The following is a 24722-nucleotide window of genomic DNA, read 5'->3' as shown; positions in this document are numbered from 1 at the left end:
GCAGGATGGGAGGATGCGCCTCTACCTCGCCTCGACCTCGCCCGCACGCCTGCAGACGCTCCGGGCGGCCGGGATCGAGCCGATCGCGATCGCCCCCGGGGTCGACGAGGAGGCGCTCGTCACCGAGCGGGAAGCGGCATCCGGCCCGCTCGCACCCGCCGAGCTGGTGCAGCTGCTCGCCCGCGCCAAGGCGGAGGCGATCGTCGGCGCGACGGTCGAGGGGGAGCCCATCGACGGGCTCATCCTCGGCGGCGACTCGGCGTTCCTCACCGGCGGCGAACTGCACGGCAAGCCGTACCTGCCCGAGGTCGCGAAGGCTCGCTGGCTCGAGCAGAACGGCGACCACGGCGACCTGTGGTCGGGCCATTGGCTGATCGACCACCGCGGCGGCTCCGTGCGGGGCGCGGTCGGGCGTCCGGATGTCGCGACGGTGCGGTTCGCGGCACTCGACGAGGCCGAGATCGACGCGTACATCGCCACCGAGGAGCCGCTCCTCGTCGCCGGGGCGTTCACGATCGACAGCCTGGGCGGTCCGTTCATCCGTCGCGTCGAGGGCGACCCGTCGACCGTCATCGGGCTCTCGCTCTCGACGCTGCGCGACCTCGTGCGCGAGCTCGGCGTCGAGTGGCCGTCGCTCTGGAACCGTCGCTGACGCCGCGCGCCCGAGCGGCGACGCCATTGTCGGCGTCCGCAAGGGTCGCAGGACTTTTTTGTGGAAGCATCCCAAATGGGCGTCGGGGCCGCCCAATAGGCTTGAGCATTATGCCGCGCATCACCAAGGTCCTCATCGCCAACCGTGGAGAGATCGCCGTTCGCGTCATCCGCGCCGCTCGCGACGCCGGGATCGGCTCGGTCGCGGTGTACGCCGACCAGGATCGCGACGCCCGGCACGCGAAGCTCGCCGACGAGGCGTACGCGCTCGACGGCTCCACGAGCGCCGAGACCTACCTCGTGGCCGACAAGCTCCTCTCGGTCGCCCGTCGCGCCGGCGCCGACGCCGTGCACCCCGGCTACGGCTTCCTCGCCGAGAATTCCGACTTCGCCCGCGCGGTCATCGAGGCCGGCCTCATCTGGATCGGGCCGTCGCCCGACGCCATCGAGCGCCTCGGCGACAAGGTGTCGGCGCGTCACGTCGCCGAGAAGGTCGGCGCGCCGCTCGCGCCCGGCACCCTCAACCCGGTGGCGGATGCCTCGGAGGTGCTCGACTTCGTCGACGTGCACGGGCTGCCTGTGGCGATCAAGGCCGCCTTCGGCGGAGGCGGGCGCGGCCTGAAGGTCGCCCGCACGCGCGAGGAGGTGCCCGAGCTCTTCGACTCGGCCACCCGCGAGGCCGTCGCGGCGTTCGGTCGTGGCGAGTGCTTCGTCGAGAAGTACCTCGACAAGCCCCGCCACGTCGAGACCCAGTGCCTCGCCGACGAGCACGGCAACGTGGTCGTCGTGTCGACCCGCGACTGCTCGCTGCAGCGACGTCACCAGAAGCTCGTCGAGGAGGCCCCGGCGCCGTTCCTCACCGAGGAGCAGAACCGCCTGCTCTACGACGCGTCGAAGGCGATCCTCCGCGAAGTGGGCTACGTCGGGGCCGGCACGTGCGAGTTCCTGGTCGGTCAGGACGGCACGATCTCCTTCCTCGAGGTGAACACACGCCTGCAGGTGGAGCACCCGGTCTCCGAGGAGGTGACCGGGCTCGATCTCGTGCGCGAGCAGTTCCGCCTCGCCGAGGGCGGCGTGCTCGACTACCCCGACCCCGTCGCCACGGGCCACTCCATCGAGTTCCGCATCAACGGCGAGGACCCGGGCCGGGGCTTCCTGCCCGCACCCGGACCGGTCCACCAGCTGCGCTTCCCCGGTGGCCCCGGAATCCGCATCGACTCCGGGGTGACCACCGGCGACGAGATCTCGGGCGCGTTCGACTCCCTGCTCGCGAAGCTCATCGTCACCGGGGCGACCCGCAAGGACGCCCTGGAGCGCGCCCGTCGCGCCCTCGACGAGTTCGAGATCGCGGGCCTGCCGACCGTGCTGCCGTTCCACCGCGACATCGTTCGGAACGCCGCGTTCGCGCCCGACGGCGACGAGCCGTTCTCCGTCTACACGCGCTGGATCGAGACCGAGTACGACAACGGCCTCGAGCCGTGGTCGGGCGAGCTGGCCGAGGCCTCCGGACCTGCCGCGCGTACGGGCGTCGTAGTCGAGGTCGGCGGGCGCCGCATCGAGGTGACGCTGCCGAAGCGGCTCGTGGGCGGGGCATCCGCCGACCGCACCGCAGGTCACGCACCGCGCCGCCGCGCCGCGCACCACGCGGTCGACACCGCGACCGGCGACGCCGTGAAGGCGCCCATGCAGGCCACGGTCGTGAAGGTCGCCGTCGCCGAGGGCGACAAGGTCGTCAAGGGCGACCTCGTGCTCGTGCTCGAGGCGATGAAGATGGAGCAGCCGATCCTCGCCCACAAGGACGGCGTCGTCGGGCTCGTGAACGCCGAGGCCGGCGCGACCGTCTCGAGCGGGCACCTGCTGCTCGCCATCACCGACGCGTAGCGCGGGCCCACGCCGCACGGCGCCACCTCCGATGCACAGAATTCAGGAGCGCCCGCCGATCCGCCTGCGCAGAATTCAGGAGCGCACGACCGCGTGCTCGCCGCTGCGTGGCGTTCACGCACCCTGGACCCGTGCTCCGGGGCATCCGTGCCTGAATTCTGCTCAGCCATGCGGATGCCCCGGAACTCAGGTTCCTGAATTCTGGACGCTATCCCGGCGCCACGACGCCTGGGTTCCTGAATTCTGGACCATGAAGCTGCCGTCGAGATGCCACGACACCCGGGCCGCTCGAGGAGCGTGGTGACGGCATCGTGGCGATCGGACGCGATGGGCAACGTCAGGCCGCAGGCAGGGCATCGATGGCCAGGACCGCTCGCCGGATCATCGCGGCGGCACGTTCAGGCTCACGGAGCACGACCCTCGCGGGAATGCGCACTGTCGGGTAGCCACGACCGAGGAGCGCGGCATCGCGGAGACGGTCTGTCTCGAACTGTTCGACCGAACGATGGAACTCGTACCCGTCGACTTCGATGACGAGCCGCCCTCCTACGAGGAAGTCGACACGCCCGATCCCTTCGAACTCCACCTGCTGCACGAACGGCAGCCCCTGATCGAGCAGTTCCTCGACAACGTGCGACTCGGCACCTGATCCCGAGAGGCCACTCAGCCGCATGGGCGCCGAGCCCCGTGGGAGCGCATCGTCGAGAAGTCGCTGCGCCGCGTCGGAGCTGAGCAGGCCTTCGTGGATCGCGGATTCGAATACAGCGCGTATGTCGCGTCGACCGGCGCACCGCGCAGCATCCCCGAGCGCGGTGACCAGATCGACGCGCCACGCGTCGCCGCCGACTCGCTGCCCGACCCGGAGGTCGCGCCAGTGCAGCGTCACGGGCAGCCCGAACCGATCGGGGGTGAGCGTCTGCAGTCCTGCGGGCAGGGCGAGGTTGGTGCGCAGGCGCGCCGCGTTCGACGGGAGGGTCACATGGACGAGCGATTCGCTGCCCTCCCAGAGACCGAACGACTTCGTGGCACTGAGGCATCCGAGCCGGCCGCCGATTCGAACGGCGGCGAGGCGGTCGAGGCCGGCGCTCGGCGACGCGTAGTGCCCCTGTCGGACGCGGCGGACAGAGCCCGCGCGCACAGCCGCAGTCAGCTGACGGCCGGTGAAGCCGCGTCGCAACAGCTGCCGTCGCGTCGCGATTCCGCCCAGCTCATCGAGCACCTCCGAGAGACGTGACATTCCGGGATCATCGAATGCACCGACGCTCGCGTGGGCGCCGGAATCGCCGCCCGTGAGTGCCTCCCTGATTCCCACCCTGTGGAGGACGACTCGATGTCCAGAATTCAGGAGGACAAGCCCGCGACATCCGATCGCTGCGTTCATGATTCAGGAGGCGACCACATGTCTCGCGTGATCAGCCGGTGATTCTGGCGAGCGCCTGCGCCATCCGTGCGGCGGGTTCCTGAATTCTGAGCATGACGACGACGGGCACGGCCCACCCGTTCCTGAATTCTGAGCATGTCGTGCGGCAATTCTGAACATGTCGTGCGGCGCCGGGGCCGCGGCGCGCAGCCGCGGGGTCAGCGCACGATGTGCATCGCGCGCGCGGCATCCGTCAGCGAGCCCGTGAGCGACGGGTAGACGGGGAACGCCTCGGCGAACTGGTCGACGGTGAGCCGGTGCTCGATCGCGAGCGCGAGCGGGAAGATGAGCTCCGACGCCTTCGGCGCCACGATGACGCCGCCGATGATGGCACCCGAGCCGTTCGACGCGAAGAGCTTCACGAAGCCGTCGCGGATCTCCATCATCTTCGCGCGCGGGTTCGAGACGAGCGGCAGCTTGTAGATCACCCCTGGAACCACGCCTTCCTCGATGTCCTTCTGCGTCCAGCCGACGGTCGCGATCTCGGGTTGCGTGAAGATGTTCGAGGTGATGTTGCGCTCTTCGGGCGGGTTCACGATGTCGCCCATCGCGTGGAACACCGCGGTGCGTCCCTGCATCGATGCGACCGAGGCGAGCGGCAGGAAGTTCGTGCAGTCGCCCGCCGCGTAGATGTTCGGCATCGACGTGCGCGCGACGCGGTTCACCCGGATGTGCCCGCTCTCGGTGAGCTGAACGCCGGCGTCCTCGAGGCCGATGCCGTTCGTGTTCGGCACCGAGCCGACCGCCATGAGGCAATGGCTGCCACGCACCTCGCGGCCGTCCGACAGGGTCGCGATCACCGAGTCCCCGTCTCGCACGACGGACGCCGCACGCGACTTGTTCAGCACCTTCATGCCGTTGCGTTTGAAGACCTTCTCGATGACGGATGCCGCGTCCGCATCCTCACCGGGCAGCACCTGGTCGCGGCTCGAGATGAGCGTGACCTTCGCCCCCAGCGCCCGGTACGCCGAGGCGAACTCCGCGCCGGTGACGCCGGAGCCGACCACGATGAGGTGCTCGGGGATCTCGGGCAGGTCGTAGACCTGGGTCCACGTCAGGATCCGCTCGCCGTCGGGAACGGCGGTCGGCAGGATGCGCGGCGTCGCGCCGACCGAGATCACGAGCGTGTCGGCCTCGATGCGGTCGAAGTCGGTTCCGCCCTTCGCGGTCGACACGATGATGGCGTTGGATCCGTCGAGGCGCCCCTCCCCCTGCACCAGCCGCACGCCCGCGTCGAGCAGGTTCGAGCGCATGTCCTCCGACTGCTGGGCGGCGAGGCCGAGGAGCCGCTTGTTGACCGCGGCGAGGTTGATGGCGACGTCGGGCTTCACGGCCTTGTCGGCGGCGCCCTTCGCGTAGAACTGCACGCCGAGATCGGCCGCCTCCTTCACCGCGTTGGAGGCCTCGGCGGTGGCGATGAGCGACTTCGAGGGCACGACGTCGGTGAGCACGGCCGAGCCGCCGACGCCCGCGCGCTCGACGAGCGTGACCTCCGCGCCCAGCTGCGCACCCGCGAGGGCCGCTTCGTATCCGCCCGGCCCACCCCCGAGGACGGCGATCCGTTGCGTGCGCTCGAACTCGTAGGCCATGCTCATATTCTGTCGCATGCGCGACGCCCGCCCGCAAACGAGCAGCAGCGGCTGCGGCATCCGTGTCCCTCATTAGAGTGGTGGGATGCATTCCGCGAACCCCCTCGACGACCCCACCGCAGACCCCTTCGCCATCGCCGCCGAGGCTGCCGCGCGGATCGCCGTACTCACGGGCGTCGAACGCCACGACATCGCCCTCACGCTCGGCAGCGGCTGGGCCCGCGCCGCCGACCTCATCGGCGAGACGACGCACACGTTCCCCGCGACCGAGGTGCCCGGCTTCTCGGCTCCCGCACTCGAAGGGCACGGCGGCACGCTCCGGTCGGTCACCCTGCCGAGCGGCAGGCGCGCGCTCGTCATCGGGGCGCGCACCCACTTCTACGAGGGCCACGGCGTGCGCCGCGTGGTGCACTCGGTGCGCACGGCGGCTGCCGCGGGCGCCACGACGATGATCCTCACCAACGGCGCCGGCGGCATCAAGGACCACTGGAAGCCGGGCACGCCCGTGCTCATCAGCGACCACATCAACCTCACGGCCGCGTCCCCGCTCGAGGGCGCCACGTTCATCGACCTCACCGACCTGTACTCGGCGCGACTGCGCGAGCTCGCCCGCTCGATCGACCCCACCCTCGACGAGGGCGTGTACGTGCAGTTCCGGGGCCCGCACTACGAGACGCCCGCCGAAGTGCAGATGGCGAAGACCATCGGCGGCCACATCGTCGGCATGTCGACCGCGCTCGAGGCGATCGCGGCGCGCCAGGCCGGCATGGAGGTGCTCGGCATGTCGCTCGTCACGAACCTCGCAGCCGGCATCCAGCAGACGCCCCTCAGCCATGGCGAGGTGCTCGAGGCGGGCCGGGCAGCCGAGCCCGTGATCTCCGCACTGCTCGCGAAGATCGTCGGCAAGCTCTAGGAGGCACCGGATGTCGCAGCCGAACACCGTCGACACCGACGACACCGGGCGCATCGCCCTCGCCGAGGCGTGGATCGCGCAGGATCCCGACCCCGAGACCCGGGCCGAGCTCGCCGCGCTCGTGGAGGCCGCCCGCGCGGGCGACCCCGCGGCATCCGCGGACCTCGCCGACCGCTTCGACACGCGGCTCGCGTTCGGCACCGCGGGGTTGCGGGGTGAGATCGCCGCGGGCCCGAACCGGATGAACCGCGTGCTCGTGTCGCAGGCGGCCGCCGGGCTCGCGCAGTACCTGCTCGAGCATGCTGGGCCGGGCACGACGCCCTCGGTCGTGATCGGCTACGACGGTCGGAAGAACTCGGCCGTGTTCGCGCGCGACTCGGCCGAGGTCATGGCGGGCGCGGGCCTGCGCGCCGTGCTCCTGCCGCGGATGCTGCCGACGCCCGTGCTCGCGTTCGCCGTGCGGCACCTCGATACCTCGGCGGGCATCATGGTGACCGCGTCGCACAACCCGCCGAACGACAACGGCTACAAGGTGTACCTCGGGGGCGCCGACCACGGGTCGCAGATCGTCGCGCCCGCCGATGCCGAGATCGCCGCCCACATCCTGCGGGTCGCCGACACGACGACCGTGCCCGACCTGCCCCGCGGCGAGTTCGAGACCGCGCCCGAGGCGGTCGTCGACGAATACGTGCGTCAGACGGCGGAGGTCGCCGATGCCCCCGCTGCGCAGCCCAGGGGCGTCTACACCGCCATGCACGGCGTCGGGTGGGAGACGACGGCGCGCGTGCTCGGCACGGCCGGGTTCGACGCCCCGGCCGTCGTCGACGACCAGATCTCGCCCGATCCGGCGTTCCCGACGGTCGCGTTCCCGAACCCCGAGGAACCCGGCGCGATGGACCTGAGCTTCGCCCGCGCCCGCGAGGCCGACGCGGAGCTCATCATCGCGAACGACCCCGACGCCGACCGGCTCGCCATCGCGATTCCCGACGCCGAGTCGCCCGAGGGATACCGCCGCCTGACCGGCAACGAGGTGGGACTCCTCCTCGGCTGGCGTGCTGCGCGACGAGCTGCCGCGACGGCGTCCGGCGAGGGCGGCCCGAACGGCACGCTCGCCTGCTCGATCGTGTCATCGCCGGGGCTCGAGGCCGTCGCGACCGCATACGGACTCGACTTCGAGGCCACCCTCACGGGCTTCAAGTGGATCTCACGCGCGCCTGCGCTCGTGTTCGGCTTCGAGGAGGCGCTCGGCTACCTGGTGAACCCCGAGACCGTGCGCGACAAGGACGGCATCTCCGCCGCCGTCGCGTTCCTGTCGCTCGCCGCCGAACTCAAGGCCGCGGGCAGGACGGTCGCCGACCACCTCGACGAGTTCATCGAGCGATTCGGATGCTACGCCTCCGCGCAGATCTCGCTGCGCGTCACCGACGTCGCACGCATCGGCGAGATCATGGCGCGGCTGCGCGCCGAGCCGCCCGCCGCCGTCGACGGCATCCCCGTGGAGCGCATCGAGGACCTCGCCGCGGGCTTCGGCGCGCTGCCGCCGTCCGACGTGCTGCGCATCGTGCTCGAGGGCGGTGGTCGGGTGATGGTGCGTCCGAGCGGCACCGAGCCCAAGCTCAAGGTCTACATCGACGCGGTCGGCACCGAGGGTTCCGTCGAGGAGCGTCGGGCCGCGGCATCCGATGCCGTCTCCCGCATCGAGGCCGGCATGCGGGAGCTCGTCGGCGGTTGAGCGGCGAGCGATCTGCCAGGCGTCAGCCGAGGGACGCCTCGAGCTTGCCGCCGATCTCCTCGACGTCGAAGTAGTTGACGACCTCGATGATCTCGGCGAAGCTGCGTCCGATCGCCGCCCTGACGGCGCCGGCGAGCTCGGTCGACGTGAGGATCACCTGGGCGTCGGCCGCGGCATCCGCCACATGCTCGAGGTCGCTCGCGCTCACGTCGGCCGAGAGCCCCAGCCGCGACAACGCCCGCTCGGCGTTGACCTGCAGGATCGCGGACGTGCCGATGCCCGCACCGCACACGGCGACGATCCTCATGCGTCGCCCGCGCGGTGGATCTCGCCGTCGTCGAGCCCCAGCAGTTCCCGCACCTCGCCCGGCGTGGTCGCGCGAGCGATGCGCCCGACGATGCGCTGATCGTTGAACGCGTTGGCGAGCCGGGCGACGGAGGCCACGTGCTCCTCGGCGCTCGACACCGCGAGCCCGACGATGACCCGCACGGGGTCGTTGTGGGGGTGCCCGAAGGCCACGGGCTTGGCCAGCGTCACGATGGCGAGTCCCTCGTGCCGAACGTCAGGGCCGGGGCGCGCGTGCGCGAGGGCCAGGCCAGGCGCGATCACGACGTAGGCCCCGAACTCCTCGATCACCGCGATCATGCGCTCGGCGTACTCGGCTCGCGTGGCACCCGAGCGGACGAGCGCCCGACCGACCTCGCGCACGGCGGCACGCCAGTCGGCTGGACGCGCGCCGAGCACCACGGCGTTGTCGGGAAGCGGCGGGAGGGGGGTCATGCGGATCCGATCAGGGCGGCGAGGAGGGGATGCCCGGCTGGTTCGTTCAGGCTCGGTCGAAGCCGTCCTGGATGAGCTCGGCGAGCTCCTCCCGGTCGTCGAGGGGAAGGAAGGCCGCAGCGGCGGCGTTCAGCTGGAACGTCTCGAAGTCCTCGAGGTCGTATCCGAACGCATCGCTCAACAGGGCGAGCTCGCGCGTGAGGGTGGTGCCGCTCTGCAGGCGGTTGTCGGTGTTGACGGTGACGCGGAAGCCGAGCTGGTAGAGGAGGTCGAACGGGTGGTCGACGAGCTCGTCACCCCACGCGGCGATGGCGCCGGTCTGCAGGTTGGAGGACGGACTCGTCTCGAGTGCGATCTCGCGGTCGCGCACCCACTGCGCGACCGGGCCGAGCGACACGTACGTGTTCTCGTCGTCCTGCCGTTCGATCACGAGGTCTTCGGCGATGCGAACGCCGTGACCGAGGCGCAGCGCCCGGCCGTCGAGCAGCGCACTGCGGATCGAGTCGAGCCCGTCGGCTTCGCCCGCGTGCACCGTGACCGGGATGAACTGCTCGGCGAGGTAGTCGAACGCGGTGCGGTGGCGGCTCGGCAGGAAGCCCGCCTCGGGGCCGGCGAAGTCGAAGCCGACGACCCCGCGCTCGCGGTGACGCACGGCGAGCTCGGCGATCTCGAGTCCGCGGTCGTTGTGCCGCATCGCCGTGATCAGCTGGCCGGCGCGGATGCTCCGCCCATGATGCCGCGCGTCGTCGATGCCCTGCTCGATGCCGGTCTGCACCGACTCGACGACGTCGTCGAGCGAAAGGCCCCGCGTGAGGTGCTGCTCGGGCGCCCACCGGATCTCGCCGTAGATCACGCCGTCGGCGGCGAGGTCCTGCACGAACTCGCGCGCGACACGAGTGAGTCCGGAGCGCGTCTGCATGACCGCGGTCGTGAGGTCGAAGGTCTTCAGGTACTCCACGAGCGAGCCGGAGTTGGACTGCTCGGCGAACCACGTCTCGAGGCCCTCGGTGTCGGCTGCGGGCACCTCCAGCCCGAGTTCATCGGCGAGCTCGAGGAGGGACTGCGGGCGCAGGCCGCCGTCGAGGTGGTCGTGCAACGAGATCTTCGGCAGGTCCTGGATGCTCGTGCCGTCGCCCTCGAGGCGGTACTCCGTCGGAATCGTGTTCACGACTCAACGATAGCGGCGGGTCCGCCGCGAAGTCTCGGCATTCTCGAAGCCACGCCGCGCGCCTCCGGTTCGTGAGGACCGGGCGCCGGCGGCGACGTCATCGACCGATGCGGTCGGCGATGAGCGGCCCACCGTCGTCGATCGGGTCACCGGCATCACCGATCCGGTATGCACCCGTGAGCGCCTCGAGTGCGCGCGCGAATCGCTCGGGCTCGTCGGCGTGCAGGGTGAAGAGGGGCTCGCCCCGGCGCACCTCGTCGCCGGGCTTCGCGTGCAGGTCGATGCCGGCGGCGTGCTGCACGGGATCCTGCTTGCGAGCTCGCCCCGCTCCGAGGCGCCAGGCCGCGATGCCGAACGGCAGGGCCTCCTGGGCGACGAGGACGCCGTCGCGCTCGGCGGTCACGACGTGCTGCTCCCGGGCCACCGGGAGAGCGGCGTCGGGGTCTCCGCCCTGAGCCTGGATCGCGCGCCGCCACGTGTCCATGGCGCGGCCGTCGTCGAGTGCCGCCTCGACGTCGGCGTCGCGTACACCCGCCAGGGCGAGCATCTCGCGGGCGAGCTCCACCGTGAGCTCACGGACATCGGGCGGACCGCCGCCGGCGAGCACCTCGACCGACTCGCGAACCTCGTTGGCGTTGCCGATCGTGCGGCCGAGGGGCACGTTCATGTTGGTGAGGAGAGCGGATGTCGCGACGCCCGCGTCCTCGCCGAGCTCGACCATCGTGCGGGCGAGCTCACGCGACCGCTCGATGTCCTGCAGGAACGCGCCCGACCCGAACTTCACGTCGAGGACGAGCGCCCCGGTGCCCTCCGCGATCTTCTTCGACATGATCGACGACGCGATCAGCGGAATCGCCTCGACGGTGCCCGTGATGTCGCGCAGCGCGTACAGCTTCTTGTCGGCCGGGGCGAGGCCCGAGCCAGCGGCGCAGATGACGCCGCCGACGTCGCGCAGCTGCGCGAACATCTCCTCGTTCGTGAGGTCGGCGCGCCACCCGGGGATGGATTCGAGCTTGTCGAGCGTGCCGCCGGTGTGGCCGAGACCGCGGCCCGAGAGCTGCGGGACCGCCACGCCGAAGGTGGCGACGAGGGGCATGAGCGGCAACGTGATCTTGTCGCCGACCCCGCCGGTGGAATGCTTGTCGGTCGTCGGCTTGCCGAGCTTCGAGAAGTCCATGCGCTCGCCCGAGGCGATCATGGCCATCGTCAGGTCGCGGATCTCGCGACGGGTCATGCCGTTGAGGAAGATCGCCATGGTCATGGCCGACATCTGCTCGTCGGCGACGTAGCCGCGCGTGTAGGCGTCGATGAGCCAGTCGATCTCTGCGGTCTCGAGCTCGCGTCCGTCACGCTTCGCGCGGATGAGGTCGACGGCGTCGAAGCGCTCGACCGCGCTCACGAACGCGCCCCGTGGAACTCCGCGAGCTGGCGCGGACCGAACGCGTCGGGGAGTACCTCGTCGATGGTCTTCACGCCCGACACGGTCTCGAGGAGCATCCCCGCGGCGGAGTGCTCGTAGAGCAGCTGTCGGCAGCGACCGCACGGCATCAACGTGCCGCCGTGGCCGTCGACGCACGTGAACGCGACGAGCTTGCCGCCGCCCGACATGATGAGCGCCGAGACCAGGGAGCACTCGGCGCAGAGCGTGACACCGTACGACGCGTTCTCGACGTTGCATCCGCTCACCACCCGCCCGTCGTCGACGATGGCGGCGGCGCCGACGGGGAACTCGGAGTAGGGCACGTAGGCCTTCGCCATCGCCTCGCGGGCACGCTCGCGCAGCAGGTTCCAGTCGATCGCATCCGTTGCGGTCATGGTGCTCCCCCGTTCAGGATGAGTCGGTTCGTGGTCAGGACTTGATGTACGGCTTCCCGTCGGCGGCCGGAGCGCGGGACCTCCCCACGAAGCCGGCGACGGCGAAGATCGTGACGACGTAGGGCAGCATGAGCATGAACTCGCTCGGCACCGGCGAGCCGATGACCGACAGCGTGTTCTGCAGGTTCGACGCGAATCCGAACAGGAGGGCCGCGAGGGTCGCCTTGATCGGGTCCCACTGGCCGAAGATGACGGCCGCGAGGGCGATGAAGCCCGCGCCGGCGGTCATCTCACGGTTGAACGCGATGCCGGATCCGATCGTGAAGAAGGTGCCGCCGAGGCCCGCGATCGATCCGGCGAGGGCGACGTTCCAGAACCTCGTGCGGTTCACGTTGATGCCGACGGTGTCGGCGGCCTGCGGATGCTCGCCGACCGCGCGGACGCGCAGGCCCCACCTGGTCTTGAAGAGCCCGAACCAGACGAGCGCGACGGCGATGTACATGAGGTACACGACGAGCGTCTGGCGGAAGAGCACGGGCCCGATGATCGGGATCTCGCTGAGCACCGGGATCGGCAGGCGGTCGAATCGGGGCGGCGTGTTCAAGGTCGCCGCATTGGGCGCGAGCACCTGCGAGAAGAAGAAGCTCGTGAGGCCCACGACGAGCACGTTCAGCACCACACCGACGATGACCTGATCGACGAAGTACTTGATCGCGAATGCCGCGAGCACCATGCCCACGAGCATGCCCGCCACCATGGCGGCGACGAGCCCGAGCAGCGGCTGGCCCGTGACCGAAGCGACGATCGCGGCGGTGAACGCGCCGGCGAGCAGCTGACCCTCGATCGCGATGTTGACCACGCCCGCTCGCTCGCCGATGACGCCGGCCAGCGAACCGAAGATGAGCGGCACCGCGAGGCTCAGCGAGCCGAACAGGAGGCCGATCATGGGGAGCGAGGCGCCGGCACCGGCCCAGGTGAGGAAGCCGAAGACGAACAGGATCGCGAAGACGACGATGAGCCACAGTGGCACCCGGCGTTTCGTGCTGACGATGAAGGCTGCGAAGGCGGTGGCCGCGGCGAGCAGCACGACCACGATCCACAGTGCGGGCATCGTGGGGACCACGAGCTCTGGGAGCTGGATGACGTCGTTCGGCAGCGACAGCCGGTAGGTCGTGTCGCCGGGCCGCGGCGCGAACACCGCGAGCGCGAGGAGGAGGAGGGTGAAGATGCCGAGGGCGATCGGCGCTTTCCAACTCGTCACCACGGTGGTGTCGAGCGCCTGGGGCTGGGGTGCCAGGCTGCGGTCGTCAGCGGTGGTGCTCACTTCGCCGTCACCTCCTTCATGGCCTGCTTGCGCGCACGCTTCTTCCGGCGCTCGGGATCTGGCAGCCCGAAGATCGTGCGGACGAGGGGCGGCGCTGCGATGAAGAGCACGATGAGCGACTGCACGACGAGCACGATCTCGATCGGCACGCCCTCGGCCGCCTGCATCGAGAAACCGCCCGCCTTGAACGCGCCGAACAGGATGCCGGCCGCGAACGTGCCCCATGGCGTCGAACGTCCGAGGAGCGCCACCGTGATGGCGTCGAACCCGATGCCCGCGTCGATGCCGGCCGTGAACCCGGTCGTGACCTGGCCGAGCACCTGGCTGACGCCCGCGAGTCCGAGGAGCGCACCGGCGATGAGCATCGCGTAGACGTACATGCCCTTCACGTTGATGCCGGCCACGCGCGCCGCATTCGGGTTGATGCCCACGGCCCGGAACTGGAAGCCGAGGTTGGAACGGCTGAGGATCCACCACACGATGACCGTTGCGAGCACGGCGAGGATGAAGCCGAAGTGCAGGTTGAACTGGGGCCCGAGCAGGTCGGGGAAGATCGCCGTCTCCTTCATGGGCGGCGTCTTCGGGTTCGACGAGCCCGGCGCCTGCAGCAGGCCTGGGGTGCGCAGCATCCACGAGACGAGGTAGAACGCGACGTAGTTCAGCATGATCGTCACGATCACCTCGTGCGCACCGGTGCGCGCCTTCAGGAATCCGGCGATGCCGCCCCAGATCGCGCCGCCGACGAGGCCGCCGAGCAGGGCGACGAGCATGTGGATGCCCGGGGGCAGGTCGAACCCGAAGGCGATCCACCCGGCGACGGATGCCGCGATGAGCATCTGGCCCCGACCGCCGATGTTGAACATGCCGACGCGGAACGCGAGCGCGACACCGAGGCCACCCGCGATGAGCGGCGTCGCGAAGGTGAGCGTCTCGGTGAGCGGCCGGATGCCGGCGATGAACGTGTCGCGCCGGAAGTTGTAGATGGCGCCCTGGAACAGCGCCGAGTACGCGCCCGCGACGGAATCCCAGATCGCCGCGATGGTGTCCAGCGGGCGGGCGAAGAAGTACGCGCTCGTCTCCTGCACGCGCTCGTCGGTGAACGCGATCATGATCGCGCCGACCACGAGGGCGATGACGACCGCCAGCACCGAGATGATCGCGTTGCCGGTGGCGATCTGGTTGAGCGTCGTGTGCCACTTCGACGGCGGCGGCACGTCGGCGCCGCCTGCTTCGCTCGGGCCCGGCCCGGAGGAGGTCGCCTCGGCGTCGCGAGTGGCGGTGCCCTTGTCGTCGGATGCCGCAGCCGGCTCCTGCACGACGACGACGTCGTCGGGTTCGTTCGCACGCGGCGCGTCGCCGCGCGGCTCGTTGGGGTCGCTCATGCGGCGGCTCCTTCTGCGGGGGTCTCTCCGGCCATCATCAGGCCGAGGACGTCGCGCGGCGTGTCGCCCGGCACGATGCCGACGATGCGGCCGCGATACATCACCATGATGCGGTCGGCGAGCGCGGCCACCTCGTCGAGTTCGGTCGACACGACGACGACGGGCACCCCCGAGTCGCGAGCCTCGACGATGCGCTTGTGGATGAACTCGATCGAGCCCACGTCGACGCCGCGCGTGGGCTGCGCGGCCACGAGGAGCCGCAGCTCGCGACTCAACTCGCGGGCGAGCACCACCTTCTGCTGGTTGCCGCCGGAGAGCCGATTCGCCCACTCGTCGATGCCCTGGGTCCGGATGTCGAACTCCTTCACCTTCTCGCGCGCGAACTCCGCAAGCGCGCCGCGCTGCAGATTGCCCGCCCGGACGAAGGGTGGCCCCGAGCTGCGGTCGAGCATGAGGTTCTCGGCGATCGTGAACTCGCCGACGAGGCCGTCTTCCGTGCGGTCCTCGGGCACGAAGCCCACCCCCGCGTCGAGGATGTCGCGCACGCCCGCTCCGCTGAGCTGCTGCCCGTCGAGCGTAATGGAGCCCTGGACCCGAGGCTGGAGGCCGAGGAGCGCCTCGGTGAGCTCCGTCTGCCCATTGCCCTGGACGCCGGCGACCGCGAGGATCTCACCGCGGCGAACCGTGAAGCTCACGTCGTTCACGACGAGGTGCCCGATCTGGTCGATGACGCTGAGGCGGTCGACGACGAGGGCCTCGTCGCCGAGGTTCGGCTCCCCCTTGTGCACCGTGAGCTCGACGGCGCGGCCGACCATCATGGACGCGAGCTCGGCGTTGGAAGCCGTCGGGGCCGCCTCGCCAACCACCTTGCCCAGGCGGATGACCGTGATGCGGTCGGCGACCTCGCGGACCTCGCGGAGCTTGTGCGTGATGAAGACGATCGAGGTGCCGCTCTGCTTGAGCTGGCGCATCATGCCCATGAGCTCGTCGGTCTCCTGCGGGGTGAGCACGGCGGTGGGCTCGTCGAAGACGAGCACGCGCGCGTCACGCGAGAGCGCCTTGATGATCTCGACGCGCTGCTGCACGCCGACGGGCAGGTCTTCGACGATGGCGTCGGGGTCGACGTGGAAGCCGAACCGCCTGGAGATCTCGTTGACCTTCTCGCGGGCTGCGGCGAGGTCGAGCACGCCCCCGGCCTTCGTCGACTCGTTGCCGAGCATGACGTTCTCAGCGACGGTGAAGACGGGGATGAGCATGAAGTGCTGGTGCACCATGCCGATGCCCGCGGCCATGGCGTCGCCCGGCCCCGTGAAGTGCTGCACCTTGCCGTCGAGGAGCACCTCACCCGAATCGGCCTGGTAGAGGCCGTAGAGCACGTTCATGAGCGTCGACTTGCCCGCGCCGTTCTCGCCGAGGAGGGCGTGGATCTCGCCGGCCTCCACGGTGAGGTTGATGTGGTCGTTGGCGACCAGGCTGCCGAATCGCTTCGTGATGCCGCGAAGTTCGAGCTTCATGTCCCCGATCCTACTGACGAGGCTGCATTCGTTGGAGATGCTGCGCGAATGTTGAAGGGCCCGGATCGCGTGCGCTCAGATGTTGCTCGAAGTGCGCCGATCCGCATCCGGACGCGGATCGGGGAGGTCGACCATAGCCGACCTCCCCGATCAGTGTGCCGTCCTGACTACTCGGCGAGGTAGGACTTGACCTCGATGTCGCCGGCGATGATCGCCGCCTTGAGGTCGTCGAGCTCGCCCTGCAGCGTGTCCGAGATCTTCGCCTCGAAGTCGTGGAACGGAGCCACGCCCACGCCCTCGTTCTCGAGGGTGCCGATGAACGGTGTCGGATCGAAGTCGCCCTCGCCCGCGGCGAGCACGGCCTCGTAGGTGCCGACGTCGATGCCCTTGAGGATCGAGGTCAGCATGAGGTCGGCCACCGACGGGTCGGTCTCGGTGAAGTCGGCGTCGACGCCGATCATGGCGATCTCACGGCCCGCCTCGCGCATGGCGGCGGCAGCCGACTGGTAGATCGGACCACCGACGGGCAGCAGCACGTCGACGTTCTGGTCGATCAGGCTCTGCGCGGTCTGGCGTGCGGTGTCGTTGGCCTCGAAGCCACCCGTGAAGAGACCGTCTTCGCCGGTCCAGCCGAGGACGGTGACACCCTTGCCCTTCTGCTCGTTGTAGTAGTCGACGCCCTGCTTGAAGCCGTCCATGAAGATGGAGACGGTCGGGAAGTTCATGCCGCCGAAGGTGCCGACCGAGTTGGTCTTCGTGTAGTCGGCCGCCGCGTAGCCGGCGAGGAACGCCGCCTGCGCGGTGTCGAAGAGGATCGGCTTGATGTTCTCGGCGTCGATCTCACCGTCGAAGTCGTTGTCTGCGGCGTCGTCGATGATGACGTACTCGATGTCGGGGTTCGCGGTGGCCGACTCGACCGTCGCTGCCGACAGGGCGAAGCCGACGGTGACGATGAGGTTGCAGCCCTGGTCGACGAGGCTCGTGAGGTTCGGCGAGTAGTCGGTCTCGGACTGCGACTCGACCTCGACGGTCTCGACGCCGAGCTCCTCGGCGGCGCGCTGCAGGCCCTCGAAGCTCAGCTGGTTGAAGGACTTGTCGTCGAAGCCGCCCGCGTCGGACACCATGCAGGGCAGGAAGTCGAGGGCCTCGCCCCCGTCGCCGCCGTCGGATTCCTCGGGGGCGGATGCGCAGCCGGCGAGCAGCACGGCCGCGCCGAAGATGGCAAGGCCGCTGAACGCGGCCTTCCTGGTCATGAACGTCACTGTGTCCTCCAAAGACTTCGTTCCCAACCTCCGTGGGACTCGTGCAGTCACGTTACCGAATGTTGCGCCGAGCACTCAGGGCGCAGCCGTCAGGACGCGCAATGGTTATGAAGACGCGACATTCTGCTCATATGAGCAGCAGGAACTGCCGATACTCGTCGGCGAGGAGCCGATCAGGGCGCGCTCGGCGATTCCACGACGAGCTCACCCGAGATGATCCGCTGGCGCAGTTCCTCGATCTCCGCGTCGAGTTCGGCACTCACGAGCGGCGAGAGGTCGTGGTACGGCGCGATCTCCACGCCGCCGTTCTCGAGCGTGCCCACGTAGGGGTCGTTCGTGAACGAGTCGTCGAGCACCGCACCGACGATCTCGACCATGGCGTCCTGCGTGTTCTTCAGCACGCTCGTGAGGAGCACCGGCCGGAACTCCTCGGCGAGCGACTCGTAGCCGTCGCTGTCGACCCAGATGACCGACACCCCGCCGCGCTCGAGGGCGGCGGAGGTCGTGCCTTCGCCGACCTGGCCGGCGACCGGCAGGATCACGTCGGCGCCCTGGTCGATGAGGCTCTCGGTGAGCGCCTTGCCCTTGTTGATGTCCTCGAAGTCGCCCGTGAAGGCGCCGTCCTGGGTCGCCTTGTCCCAGCCGAGCACCCGCACCGCAGTGCCGTGGGCGCGGTTGTACTCGGCGACCCCGTCGACGAAGCCGTCCATGAAGAGCGTCACCGGCGGCTGGTTGCTGCCGCCGAAGGTCGCCACGATCCCGGTCTTGGAGACGCCCGCCGCGAGGTAGCCCGCGAGGAACGACGCCTGCGCCGTGTCGAACACGACGGGCTTCACGTTGTCGGCCTCGACGGTCTCGTCGACGATGGCGAACGCCAGGTCGGGGTTGTCCTCGGCCTGGCTCAGCGTGGCGTCGGCGAGCTCCCAGCCGACCGTCACGATCAGCTCGCAGCCCGAGTCGACCGCCTGCTGCACATTGGGGGCGAGGTCGGTCTCGCCCGTGGAGACGATGGCCTCCGCGCCGATGCCGTACTCGGACTCGGCGTCCTGCAGGCCCTCCCAGCTCGCCTGGTTGAACGAGCGGTCCTCGAGGCCGCCCGAGTTCGTGACCATCCGCACGCACGAGTCGCTCGCCGCCTCATCGCCACCGCCCGACTCGGGCGCGGGCCCGCATCCTGATAGGACCACGGAGGCCGCGACCAACGTCGCTCCAACCCCGAACCACCGACGCACAGTCATCCGCTGCCCCGTTCTCTCGCGTGCTAGAGCACGTCGTTCGATCCGCCGAGCCGGAGGGCGTCGACGACCGCCTTGACCCGCTGGGCGTGCTCGCTCGTGGTGACGAGGAGCGCGTCGGGCGTGTCCACCACGACGATATCGTGCACGCCGATCAGGCTGATCACGCGATTCGACCGGCTCACCACGATGCCGCTGGAGGCGTCGGCGAGAACGCGGGCGTGCTCGCCGAGGATCGCGAGCTCCCCCGAGCGGCCCGCGGTGGCGAGCTTGGCGAGCGACGCGAAGTCGCCCACGTCGTCCCACTGGAAATGACCGCGCACGACGGCGAGCCGGCCCTCGGCCGCGGCGGGCTCGGCGACCGAGTAGTCGATGGCGATCTTCTCGAGCTTCGGCCAGATGCGGTCGACCGCGGGACCGCGGGCATCGGGGTCGTCCCAGGCCGCGGCGAGCTCGATCAGGCCGGCGTGCAGCTCGGGCTTCGTGCGCGCGAGCTCGTCGAGCAGGGTGGAGGCCTTCGCGATGAACATGCCGGCGTTCCAGAGGTGGCGTCCGCCCTCGAGGTATCCCCTCGCCGTGTCGAGGTCGGGCTTCTCGACGAAGTTCGCCACCCGCTCGACCACCTTGGCGCCGGGAACGTCGACCGGCCCGCCGCACTCGATGTAGCCGAAGCCGACGGCGGGCTCGGTGGGCGTGATGCCGATCGTCGTGATGTACCCGGCGCGCGCGGCGGCGACGGCGTCGCGGACCGCCGAGCGGAACAGCGTCTCGCCCGAGATCACGTGGTCGGCGGCGAACGAGCCGATCACCACGCCCGGCTCGCGCCGCTCGAGGATGGCGGCGGCGAGGCCGATCGCGGCGGTGGAGTCGCGCGGCTCGGACTCGAGCACGATGTTGGCATCGGTGAGTGCGGGCAGCTGCTTCTCGACCGCCGCCCGGTGGGCGCGCCCGGTCACCACCATGATGCGCTGCTCGCCCGCGATGGGTGCGAGACGATCCCACGTGTCCTTGAGGAGGGTCTGCCCCGATCCGGTGAGGTCGTGCAGGAACTTCGGCGCGTCGGCGCGAGAGAGCGGCCAGAGCCGGGAGCCGACGCCGCCGGCCGGGATGACCGCGTAGAAATCGTCGATCGGGAGGGGTGCGTCGGACATGCGTTCGAGAATAGCGGCCACGCCGTGGATCGGATCGGACGGTGTGCACGGGCTCGCGGCATCCGGAACCGAGATATCTCGACGTCGAGAGAACGGGGGCCGACGACACGACGGCATTCCCGGCGCCGGGCTAGACTCAGGACCGGGCTTCCGCCCCGTCGCGCCCGCATGTCACGGGCCATCTCACACAGCCAGGGAGGGTTGTTCATGCCAGAGAACTCGGCAGGAACCCTGACCACAGCCGCGAAGCCGGCGAAGCAGAAGCCGGGCGGCACGCTGTATCGCGGCCGTGAGGGCATGTGGTCGTGGGTGCTGCACCGCATCACCGGTGTCGCGATCTTCTTCTTCCTCCTCGTGCACGTGCTCGACACGGCCCTCGTGCGGGTGAGCCCCGAGGCGTACAACGCCGTCATCGGCGCCTACCAGACGCCCATCATGGGCCTCGGCGAGGTCGCCCTCGTCGGCGCGATCGTGTTCCACGCCTTCAACGGTCTGCGCATCATCCTCGTCGACTTCTGGTCGTGGGCGACGCGTCACCAGCGCGTGCTGTTCTACATCGTCATCGCCCTCTGGGTCATCACGATGCTGGCCTTCACGCCGCGCCACCTGATCAACGTCTTCAGCCACTGAGGAGGCCCGCGACATGACTGCCATCGAAGCGCCTCGCACCCCGACCCGCCCCGCCCGCAAGCGGGGCGTGAACTGGGAGAAGTGGGGCTGGATCTACATGCGCGCCTCCGGCGTCGTGCTCATCGTGCTGATCTTCGGCCACCTGTTCGTGAACCTCATGGTCGGCGACGGCATCAAGGCGATCGACTTCGGGTTCGTCGGCGGCAAGTGGGCCGACCCGTTCTGGCAGTGGTGGGACGTGCTGATGCTCTGGCTCGCGCTCATCCACGGCGCCAACGGCATGCGGACGCTCGTCAACGACTACACCAACCCCGGCCTCGTGCAGAAGGTGCTGAAGGGCGCGCTCTTCGCCGCCGCGGCGGTGCTCATCGTGCTCGGCACGCTCGTGGTCTTCACCTTCGACCCCTGCCCCACAGGCGCCCCCGCCGACCTGCTTCCCTCGTTCTGCACCGCCTAGGAGAACCGTGAATCCAGTGAGCGCCCCCGTCGAGACGAAGGTCGTCGACGGTGTCCACTACCACCAGTTCGACATCGTCATCGTGGGCGCCGGGGGCGCCGGCATGCGGGCCGCCATCGAAGCGGGTCCCGGTGCGCGCACGGCCGTCATCTCGAAGCTCTACCCGACGCGGTCCCACACGGGCGCGGCACAGGGCGGCATGGCCGCCGCCCTCGCGAACGTCGAGGAGGACAGCTGGGAGTGGCACACCTTCGACACCGTGAAGGGCGGCGACTACCTCGTCGACCAGGACGCGGCCGAGATCCTCGCCAAGGAGGCCATCGACGCGGTCATCGACCTCGAGAACATGGGCCTGCCGTTCAACCGAACGCCCGAGGGCAAGATCGACCAGCGCCGTTTCGGCGGCCACACGCGCGACCACGGCAAGGCGCCCGTTCGCCGGGCGTGCTATGCCGCCGACCGCACGGGCCACATGATCCTGCAGACCCTGTTCCAGAACTGTGTGAAGCTCGGCATCGAGTTCTACAACGAGTTCTACGCGCTCGACCTCGTGATGACCGAGGTGAACGGCGTCCAGCAGCCGTCGGGCATCGTCGCCTACGAGCTCGCCACCGGTGAGCTGCACGTCTTCCAGGCGAAGGCCATCATCTTCGCCACCGGCGGCTTCGGCAAGATCTTCAAGACCACCTCGAATGCGCACACCCTCACGGGCGATGGCGTCGGCATCATCTGGCGCAAGGGCCTGCCGCTCGAGGACATGGAGTTCTTCCAGTTCCACCCGACCGGCCTGGCCGGTCTCGGAATCCTGCTCACCGAGGGCGCCCGCGGCGAGGGCGCGATTCTGCGCAACGCGAGCGGCGAGCGCTTCATGGAGCGGTACGCGCCGACCATCAAGGACCTCGCGCCTCGCGACATCGTCGCACGCTGCATGGTGCAGGAGGTCGCCGAGGGCCGCGGCGCCGGCCCCCACAAGGACTACGTGCTCCTCGACTGCACCCACCTCGGCGCCGAGGTGCTCGAGACGAAGCTGCCCGACATCACGGAGTTCGCGCGCACCTACCTCGGCGTCGACCCGGTGTACGAGCCGGTGCCCGTCATGCCGACCGCGCACTACGCCATGGGCGGCATCCCGACCAACGTGGCCGCCGAGGTGCTCCGCGACAACACGACGGTCGTTCCCGGCCTCTACGCCGCCGGCGAGTGCGCCTGCGTCTCGGTGCACGGCTCGAACCGCCTCGGCACGAACTCGCTGCTCGACATCAACGTCTTCGGCAAGCGCGCCGGCCGCAACGCCGTCGAGTACGTCAAGGGCGTCGACTTCACGCCGCTGCCCGCCGATCCGGCCGCCGCTGTGCGCCGGATGCTCGACGAACTCCGCGACTCCAACGGCACCGAGCGGATCGCCGCGATCCGCAAGGAGCTGCAGGACGAGATGGACAAGAACGCGCAGGTGTTCCGCACCGACGAGTCCCTCGCCCATGTCACCGAGGTCATCGCGGGCCTCCGCGAGCGGTACCGCAACGTCGCAGTGCAGGACAAGGGCAAGCGCTTCAACACCGACCTGCTCGAGGCCGTCGAGCTCGGGTTCCTGCTCGACCTCGCCGAGGTGGTCGTGTTCTCCGCACGCAACCGCAAGGAGAGCCGCGGCGGCCACATGCGCGACGACTTCCCGAACCGCGACGACGAGCAGTACATGCAGCACACCATGGCCTACCTGTCGGGTGACCCGCACTCCTCGCTCGCCGATGATCACATCCGGCTCGACTGGAAACCCGTGACCATCACCCGGTACCAGCCGATGGAAAGGAAGTACTGACGTGTCCACCGCCACGCTCGAGGCCCAGTCGACGGATGCCGCGCTGCAGTCGTTCACCGTCACCTTCCTGATCCGCCGGTTCGATCCCGATGTCGACACCGAGCCGCGCTGGCAGGACTTCGACGTCGAGATGTTCGCCACCGACCGCGTGCTCGACGCCCTGCACAAGATCAAGTGGGAGCAGGACGGCTCGCTCACGTTCCGCCGTTCGTGCGCGCACGGCATCTGCGGCTCCGACGCCATGCGCATCAACGGCCGCAATCGTCTGGCCTGCAAGACGCTCATCAAGGACCTCGACATCTCGAAGCCCATCTACGTCGAGGCGATCAAGGGCCTGCCGCTCGAGAAGGACCTCGTCGTCGACATGGAGCCGTTCTTCGCGAGCTACCGCGAGGTGCAGCCGTTCCTGATCGCGAACTCGCAGCCCGAGGCCGGCAAGGAGCGGGTGCAGTCGATCGCCAAGCGCGAGATCTTCGACGACACCACGAAGTGCATTCTGTGCGCGGCATGCACGTCGTCGTGCCCCGTGTTCTGGACCGACGGCCAGTATTTCGGCCCCGCGGCGATCGTGAACGCGCACCGGTTCATCTTCGACGACCGCGACGACGCCGCGAATGTGCGGCTCGACATCCTCAACGACAAGGAGGGCGTGTGGCGCTGCCGCACGACCTTCAACTGCACCGAGGCGTGCCCGCGCGGCATTGAGGTGACGAAGGCGATCGCCGAGGTCAAGCAGGCGATCATGCGCGGCAAGCCGTAGCGGCGAACCCAGATACGTCGACCCCTCAGCGAGCGAGGCCGCGGGCACTGCCTGCGGCCTCGCTAGTCTTGGGCCGTGAGCGAGCGCCAACGGATCCGCGACCGACTCGAGGAGCCGATCAGCACGGTGACCACGCTCACCCAGCGCACCATGGCGCTTTTCCCGGTGCGGGTGTGGCGCCACTTCCTCGCGCGGAACGGCTTCCTCCTCTCGGCCGGCATGAGCTACCAGGCGCTGTTCGCCATCTTCGCGGCGGTCTACGTGGCGTTCGCCGTCGCGGGCATCTGGCTCACCGGCAGCCGGGAGACGCTCCAGGCGTTCGTCCTGCTCCTCAATACGTACGCCCCCGGCCTCATCGGCGAGGAGGGCGTCATCTCGACCGACGAGCTCGTCGAGATCACCTCCAGCAGCACCAGCCTCTTCGGATGGACCGGGGCGGTCGCCCTCGGCGGCCTGATCTGGACGGCGATCGCGTGGATCACGTACACGCGGATGGCGGTGCGCAGCATCTTCGGCCTCCCGAAGGACACCCGCGCCTACGTCTACCTCAAGGCACGCGACTTCCTCGCGGGCCTCGCGTTCGGCGGGATCGTGCTCGCGGCCACGGTGCTCTCGGTCGTCGCGACGTCGCTGTTCGGGTGGATGCTCGGCCTGCTCGGCCTGGCCGGCGATCGCGGCTGGTCGAGCGGCCTCCTGCAGGCCGGAGCCCTCGTCGTCGTCTTCGTGATCGACACCCTCGCCCTCGCGGTGCTGTTCCGATTCCTCTCGGGGGCCTCGATGCCCTGGCGCCGGATGTGGGCGGGTTCGCTCCTGGGCTCGGCCGCCATCTCGGTGCTGCAGCTCGTGAGCGGCTATGTCGTGTCGGGCGCGAGCGGAAACCCGCTGCTGGCGACGTTCACGGTCTTCATCGCGCTCCTCCTGTGGTTCCGGCTCACGAGCATCGTCATGCTCGTGGCCGCGAGCTGGATCGCCGTGGAGGCGGCCGACAACCAGGAGACGCTCCGGCACGTGACCGCCGAGCAGCTCCTCGCCGAGGAGCGGGAGCGGGAGCGGCGCGCGCTCGTCACGGCGGCGCGAGTCCGGGTGCGCGAGGCGCGACGTGCGCTCGCCGCCGCGAGCTGGATCGAGCGGATGCCGGCGCGACGACGGTTGGCCCGGGCCGAGGAGGAACTCGCCCGCGCCGAGGCATCCGTCGCCGCTCCGCCGAGGCCGGGCGACGTCGGAGGGCTCCCTTAGGATCGA

22 protein-coding genes are annotated in these 24722 nt (G+C 69.7%); 9 read left to right on the top strand and 13 right to left on the bottom strand.

From position 1 onward, the window contains the following. Nucleotides 1-13 precede the first annotated feature (13 nt). Entirely contained in the window at nucleotides 14-652 is a 639-nt protein-coding gene (locus AB0K73_RS11150; RefSeq protein ID WP_360512572.1) for a Maf family nucleotide pyrophosphatase, read from the top strand. A gap of 110 nt (nucleotides 653-762) precedes the next feature. After that, nucleotides 763-2532, top strand: coding sequence for a biotin carboxylase N-terminal domain-containing protein (locus tag AB0K73_RS11145; RefSeq protein WP_360512574.1), 1770 nt, complete (start codon nucleotides 763-765; stop codon nucleotides 2530-2532). A 337-nt stretch (nucleotides 2533-2869) separates the two neighbouring features. Here the strand turns inward: AB0K73_RS11145 and AB0K73_RS11140 are convergent, their stop codons facing one another. Continuing rightward, on the bottom strand, nucleotides 2870-3769 hold the full coding sequence (locus AB0K73_RS11140) for a type IV toxin-antitoxin system AbiEi family antitoxin domain-containing protein (protein WP_360512576.1): 900 nt from the start codon (nucleotides 3767-3769) through the stop codon (nucleotides 2870-2872). Between the two features lie 341 nt (nucleotides 3770-4110). After that, on the bottom strand, nucleotides 4111-5541 hold the full coding sequence (locus tag AB0K73_RS11135; protein WP_360512578.1) for an NAD(P)H-quinone dehydrogenase: 1431 nt from the start codon (nucleotides 5539-5541) through the stop codon (nucleotides 4111-4113). An 85-nt stretch (nucleotides 5542-5626) separates the two neighbouring features. On the opposite strand from AB0K73_RS11135, the gene AB0K73_RS11130 reads away from it, so the two are divergent. Together AB0K73_RS11130 and AB0K73_RS11125 are read left to right on the top strand one after the other, a co-directional pair. Continuing rightward, nucleotides 5627-6454, top strand: a complete 828-nt coding sequence (locus AB0K73_RS11130) for a purine-nucleoside phosphorylase (protein ID WP_360512580.1) — start codon at nucleotides 5627-5629, stop codon at nucleotides 6452-6454. A gap of 10 nt (nucleotides 6455-6464) precedes the next feature. Continuing rightward, entirely contained in the window at nucleotides 6465-8186 is a 1722-nt protein-coding gene (locus tag AB0K73_RS11125) for a phospho-sugar mutase (protein WP_360512582.1), read from the top strand. A gap of 22 nt (nucleotides 8187-8208) precedes the next feature. On the opposite strand, the gene AB0K73_RS11120 is transcribed toward AB0K73_RS11125, so the two are convergent. The 11 genes from AB0K73_RS11120 to AB0K73_RS11070 all read right to left on the bottom strand — a co-directional run bounded on the left by AB0K73_RS11120 (nucleotide 8209) and on the right by AB0K73_RS11070 (nucleotide 19817). Beyond that, complete coding sequence (locus AB0K73_RS11120) at nucleotides 8209-8493, bottom strand: PTS sugar transporter subunit IIB (RefSeq protein ID WP_360512584.1); 285 nt, start codon at nucleotides 8491-8493, stop codon at nucleotides 8209-8211. After that, complete coding sequence (locus AB0K73_RS11115) at nucleotides 8490-8966, bottom strand: PTS sugar transporter subunit IIA (protein ID WP_360512586.1); 477 nt, start codon at nucleotides 8964-8966, stop codon at nucleotides 8490-8492. Before AB0K73_RS11115 ends, AB0K73_RS11120 begins: the two co-directional genes overlap by 4 nt. Nucleotides 8967-9012: 46 nt before the next feature. Continuing rightward, the gene (locus tag AB0K73_RS11110) at nucleotides 9013-10134 is read right to left on the bottom strand and encodes an adenosine deaminase (RefSeq protein ID WP_360512588.1); all 1122 of its coding nucleotides are present in this window, start codon (nucleotides 10132-10134) and stop codon (nucleotides 9013-9015) included. A gap of 97 nt (nucleotides 10135-10231) precedes the next feature. Further along, nucleotides 10232-11533: a thymidine phosphorylase gene (locus AB0K73_RS11105; RefSeq protein ID WP_360512590.1), complete on the bottom strand. Its 1302-nt coding sequence runs from the start codon at nucleotides 11531-11533 to the stop codon at nucleotides 10232-10234. Next, the gene (locus tag AB0K73_RS11100; RefSeq protein ID WP_360512592.1) at nucleotides 11530-11949 is read right to left on the bottom strand and encodes a cytidine deaminase; all 420 of its coding nucleotides are present in this window, start codon (nucleotides 11947-11949) and stop codon (nucleotides 11530-11532) included. The genes AB0K73_RS11105 and AB0K73_RS11100 overlap by 4 nt, the downstream gene beginning before the upstream one ends. Nucleotides 11950-11983: 34 nt before the next feature. Continuing rightward, complete coding sequence (locus AB0K73_RS11095; RefSeq protein WP_360512594.1) at nucleotides 11984-13273, bottom strand: ABC transporter permease; 1290 nt, start codon at nucleotides 13271-13273, stop codon at nucleotides 11984-11986. Continuing rightward, complete coding sequence (locus tag AB0K73_RS11090; RefSeq protein WP_360512596.1) at nucleotides 13270-14655, bottom strand: ABC transporter permease; 1386 nt, start codon at nucleotides 14653-14655, stop codon at nucleotides 13270-13272. The genes AB0K73_RS11095 and AB0K73_RS11090 overlap by 4 nt, the downstream gene beginning before the upstream one ends. Next, on the bottom strand, nucleotides 14652-16169 hold the full coding sequence (locus AB0K73_RS11085; protein WP_360512598.1) for an ABC transporter ATP-binding protein: 1518 nt from the start codon (nucleotides 16167-16169) through the stop codon (nucleotides 14652-14654). Before AB0K73_RS11085 ends, AB0K73_RS11090 begins: the two co-directional genes overlap by 4 nt. A 167-nt stretch (nucleotides 16170-16336) precedes the next feature. Next, complete coding sequence (locus AB0K73_RS11080) at nucleotides 16337-17422, bottom strand: BMP family ABC transporter substrate-binding protein (protein ID WP_360512600.1); 1086 nt, start codon at nucleotides 17420-17422, stop codon at nucleotides 16337-16339. A gap of 182 nt (nucleotides 17423-17604) precedes the next feature. After that, the gene (locus AB0K73_RS11075; RefSeq protein ID WP_360512602.1) at nucleotides 17605-18618 is read right to left on the bottom strand and encodes a BMP family ABC transporter substrate-binding protein; all 1014 of its coding nucleotides are present in this window, start codon (nucleotides 18616-18618) and stop codon (nucleotides 17605-17607) included. Between the two features lie 74 nt (nucleotides 18619-18692). Further along, the gene (locus tag AB0K73_RS11070) at nucleotides 18693-19817 is read right to left on the bottom strand and encodes a mannose-1-phosphate guanylyltransferase (RefSeq protein WP_360512604.1); all 1125 of its coding nucleotides are present in this window, start codon (nucleotides 19815-19817) and stop codon (nucleotides 18693-18695) included. Nucleotides 19818-20024: 207 nt separating this feature from the next. On the opposite strand from AB0K73_RS11070, the gene sdhC reads away from it, so the two are divergent. The 5 genes from sdhC to AB0K73_RS11045 all read left to right on the top strand — a co-directional run bounded on the left by sdhC (nucleotide 20025) and on the right by AB0K73_RS11045 (nucleotide 24716). Then, nucleotides 20025-20447 carry a succinate dehydrogenase, cytochrome b556 subunit gene (gene sdhC / locus AB0K73_RS11065; protein ID WP_360512606.1) on the top strand — a complete coding sequence of 141 codons (423 nt, stop codon included), beginning with the start codon at nucleotides 20025-20027 and terminating at the stop codon, nucleotides 20445-20447. A 13-nt stretch (nucleotides 20448-20460) separates the two neighbouring features. Beyond that, the gene (locus tag AB0K73_RS11060; protein WP_360512608.1) at nucleotides 20461-20904 is read left to right on the top strand and encodes a succinate dehydrogenase hydrophobic membrane anchor subunit; all 444 of its coding nucleotides are present in this window, start codon (nucleotides 20461-20463) and stop codon (nucleotides 20902-20904) included. A gap of 16 nt (nucleotides 20905-20920) precedes the next feature. Then, on the top strand, nucleotides 20921-22720 hold the full coding sequence (gene sdhA, locus AB0K73_RS11055) for a succinate dehydrogenase flavoprotein subunit (protein WP_360513016.1): 1800 nt from the start codon (nucleotides 20921-20923) through the stop codon (nucleotides 22718-22720). 1 nt (nucleotide 22721) lies between these two features. Then, complete coding sequence (locus AB0K73_RS11050) at nucleotides 22722-23480, top strand: succinate dehydrogenase iron-sulfur subunit (protein WP_360512610.1); 759 nt, start codon at nucleotides 22722-22724, stop codon at nucleotides 23478-23480. 75 nt (nucleotides 23481-23555) lie between these two features. Next, nucleotides 23556-24716, top strand: a complete 1161-nt coding sequence (locus AB0K73_RS11045) for a YihY/virulence factor BrkB family protein (protein WP_360512612.1) — start codon at nucleotides 23556-23558, stop codon at nucleotides 24714-24716. Nucleotides 24717-24722 lie beyond the last annotated feature (6 nt).

This window comes from Agromyces sp. NPDC052230 (assembly GCF_040679595.1).
Classification (GTDB): Bacteria; Actinomycetota; Actinomycetes; order Actinomycetales; family Microbacteriaceae; genus Agromyces.
This window is presented reverse-complemented; position numbering and strand designations above follow the sequence as displayed.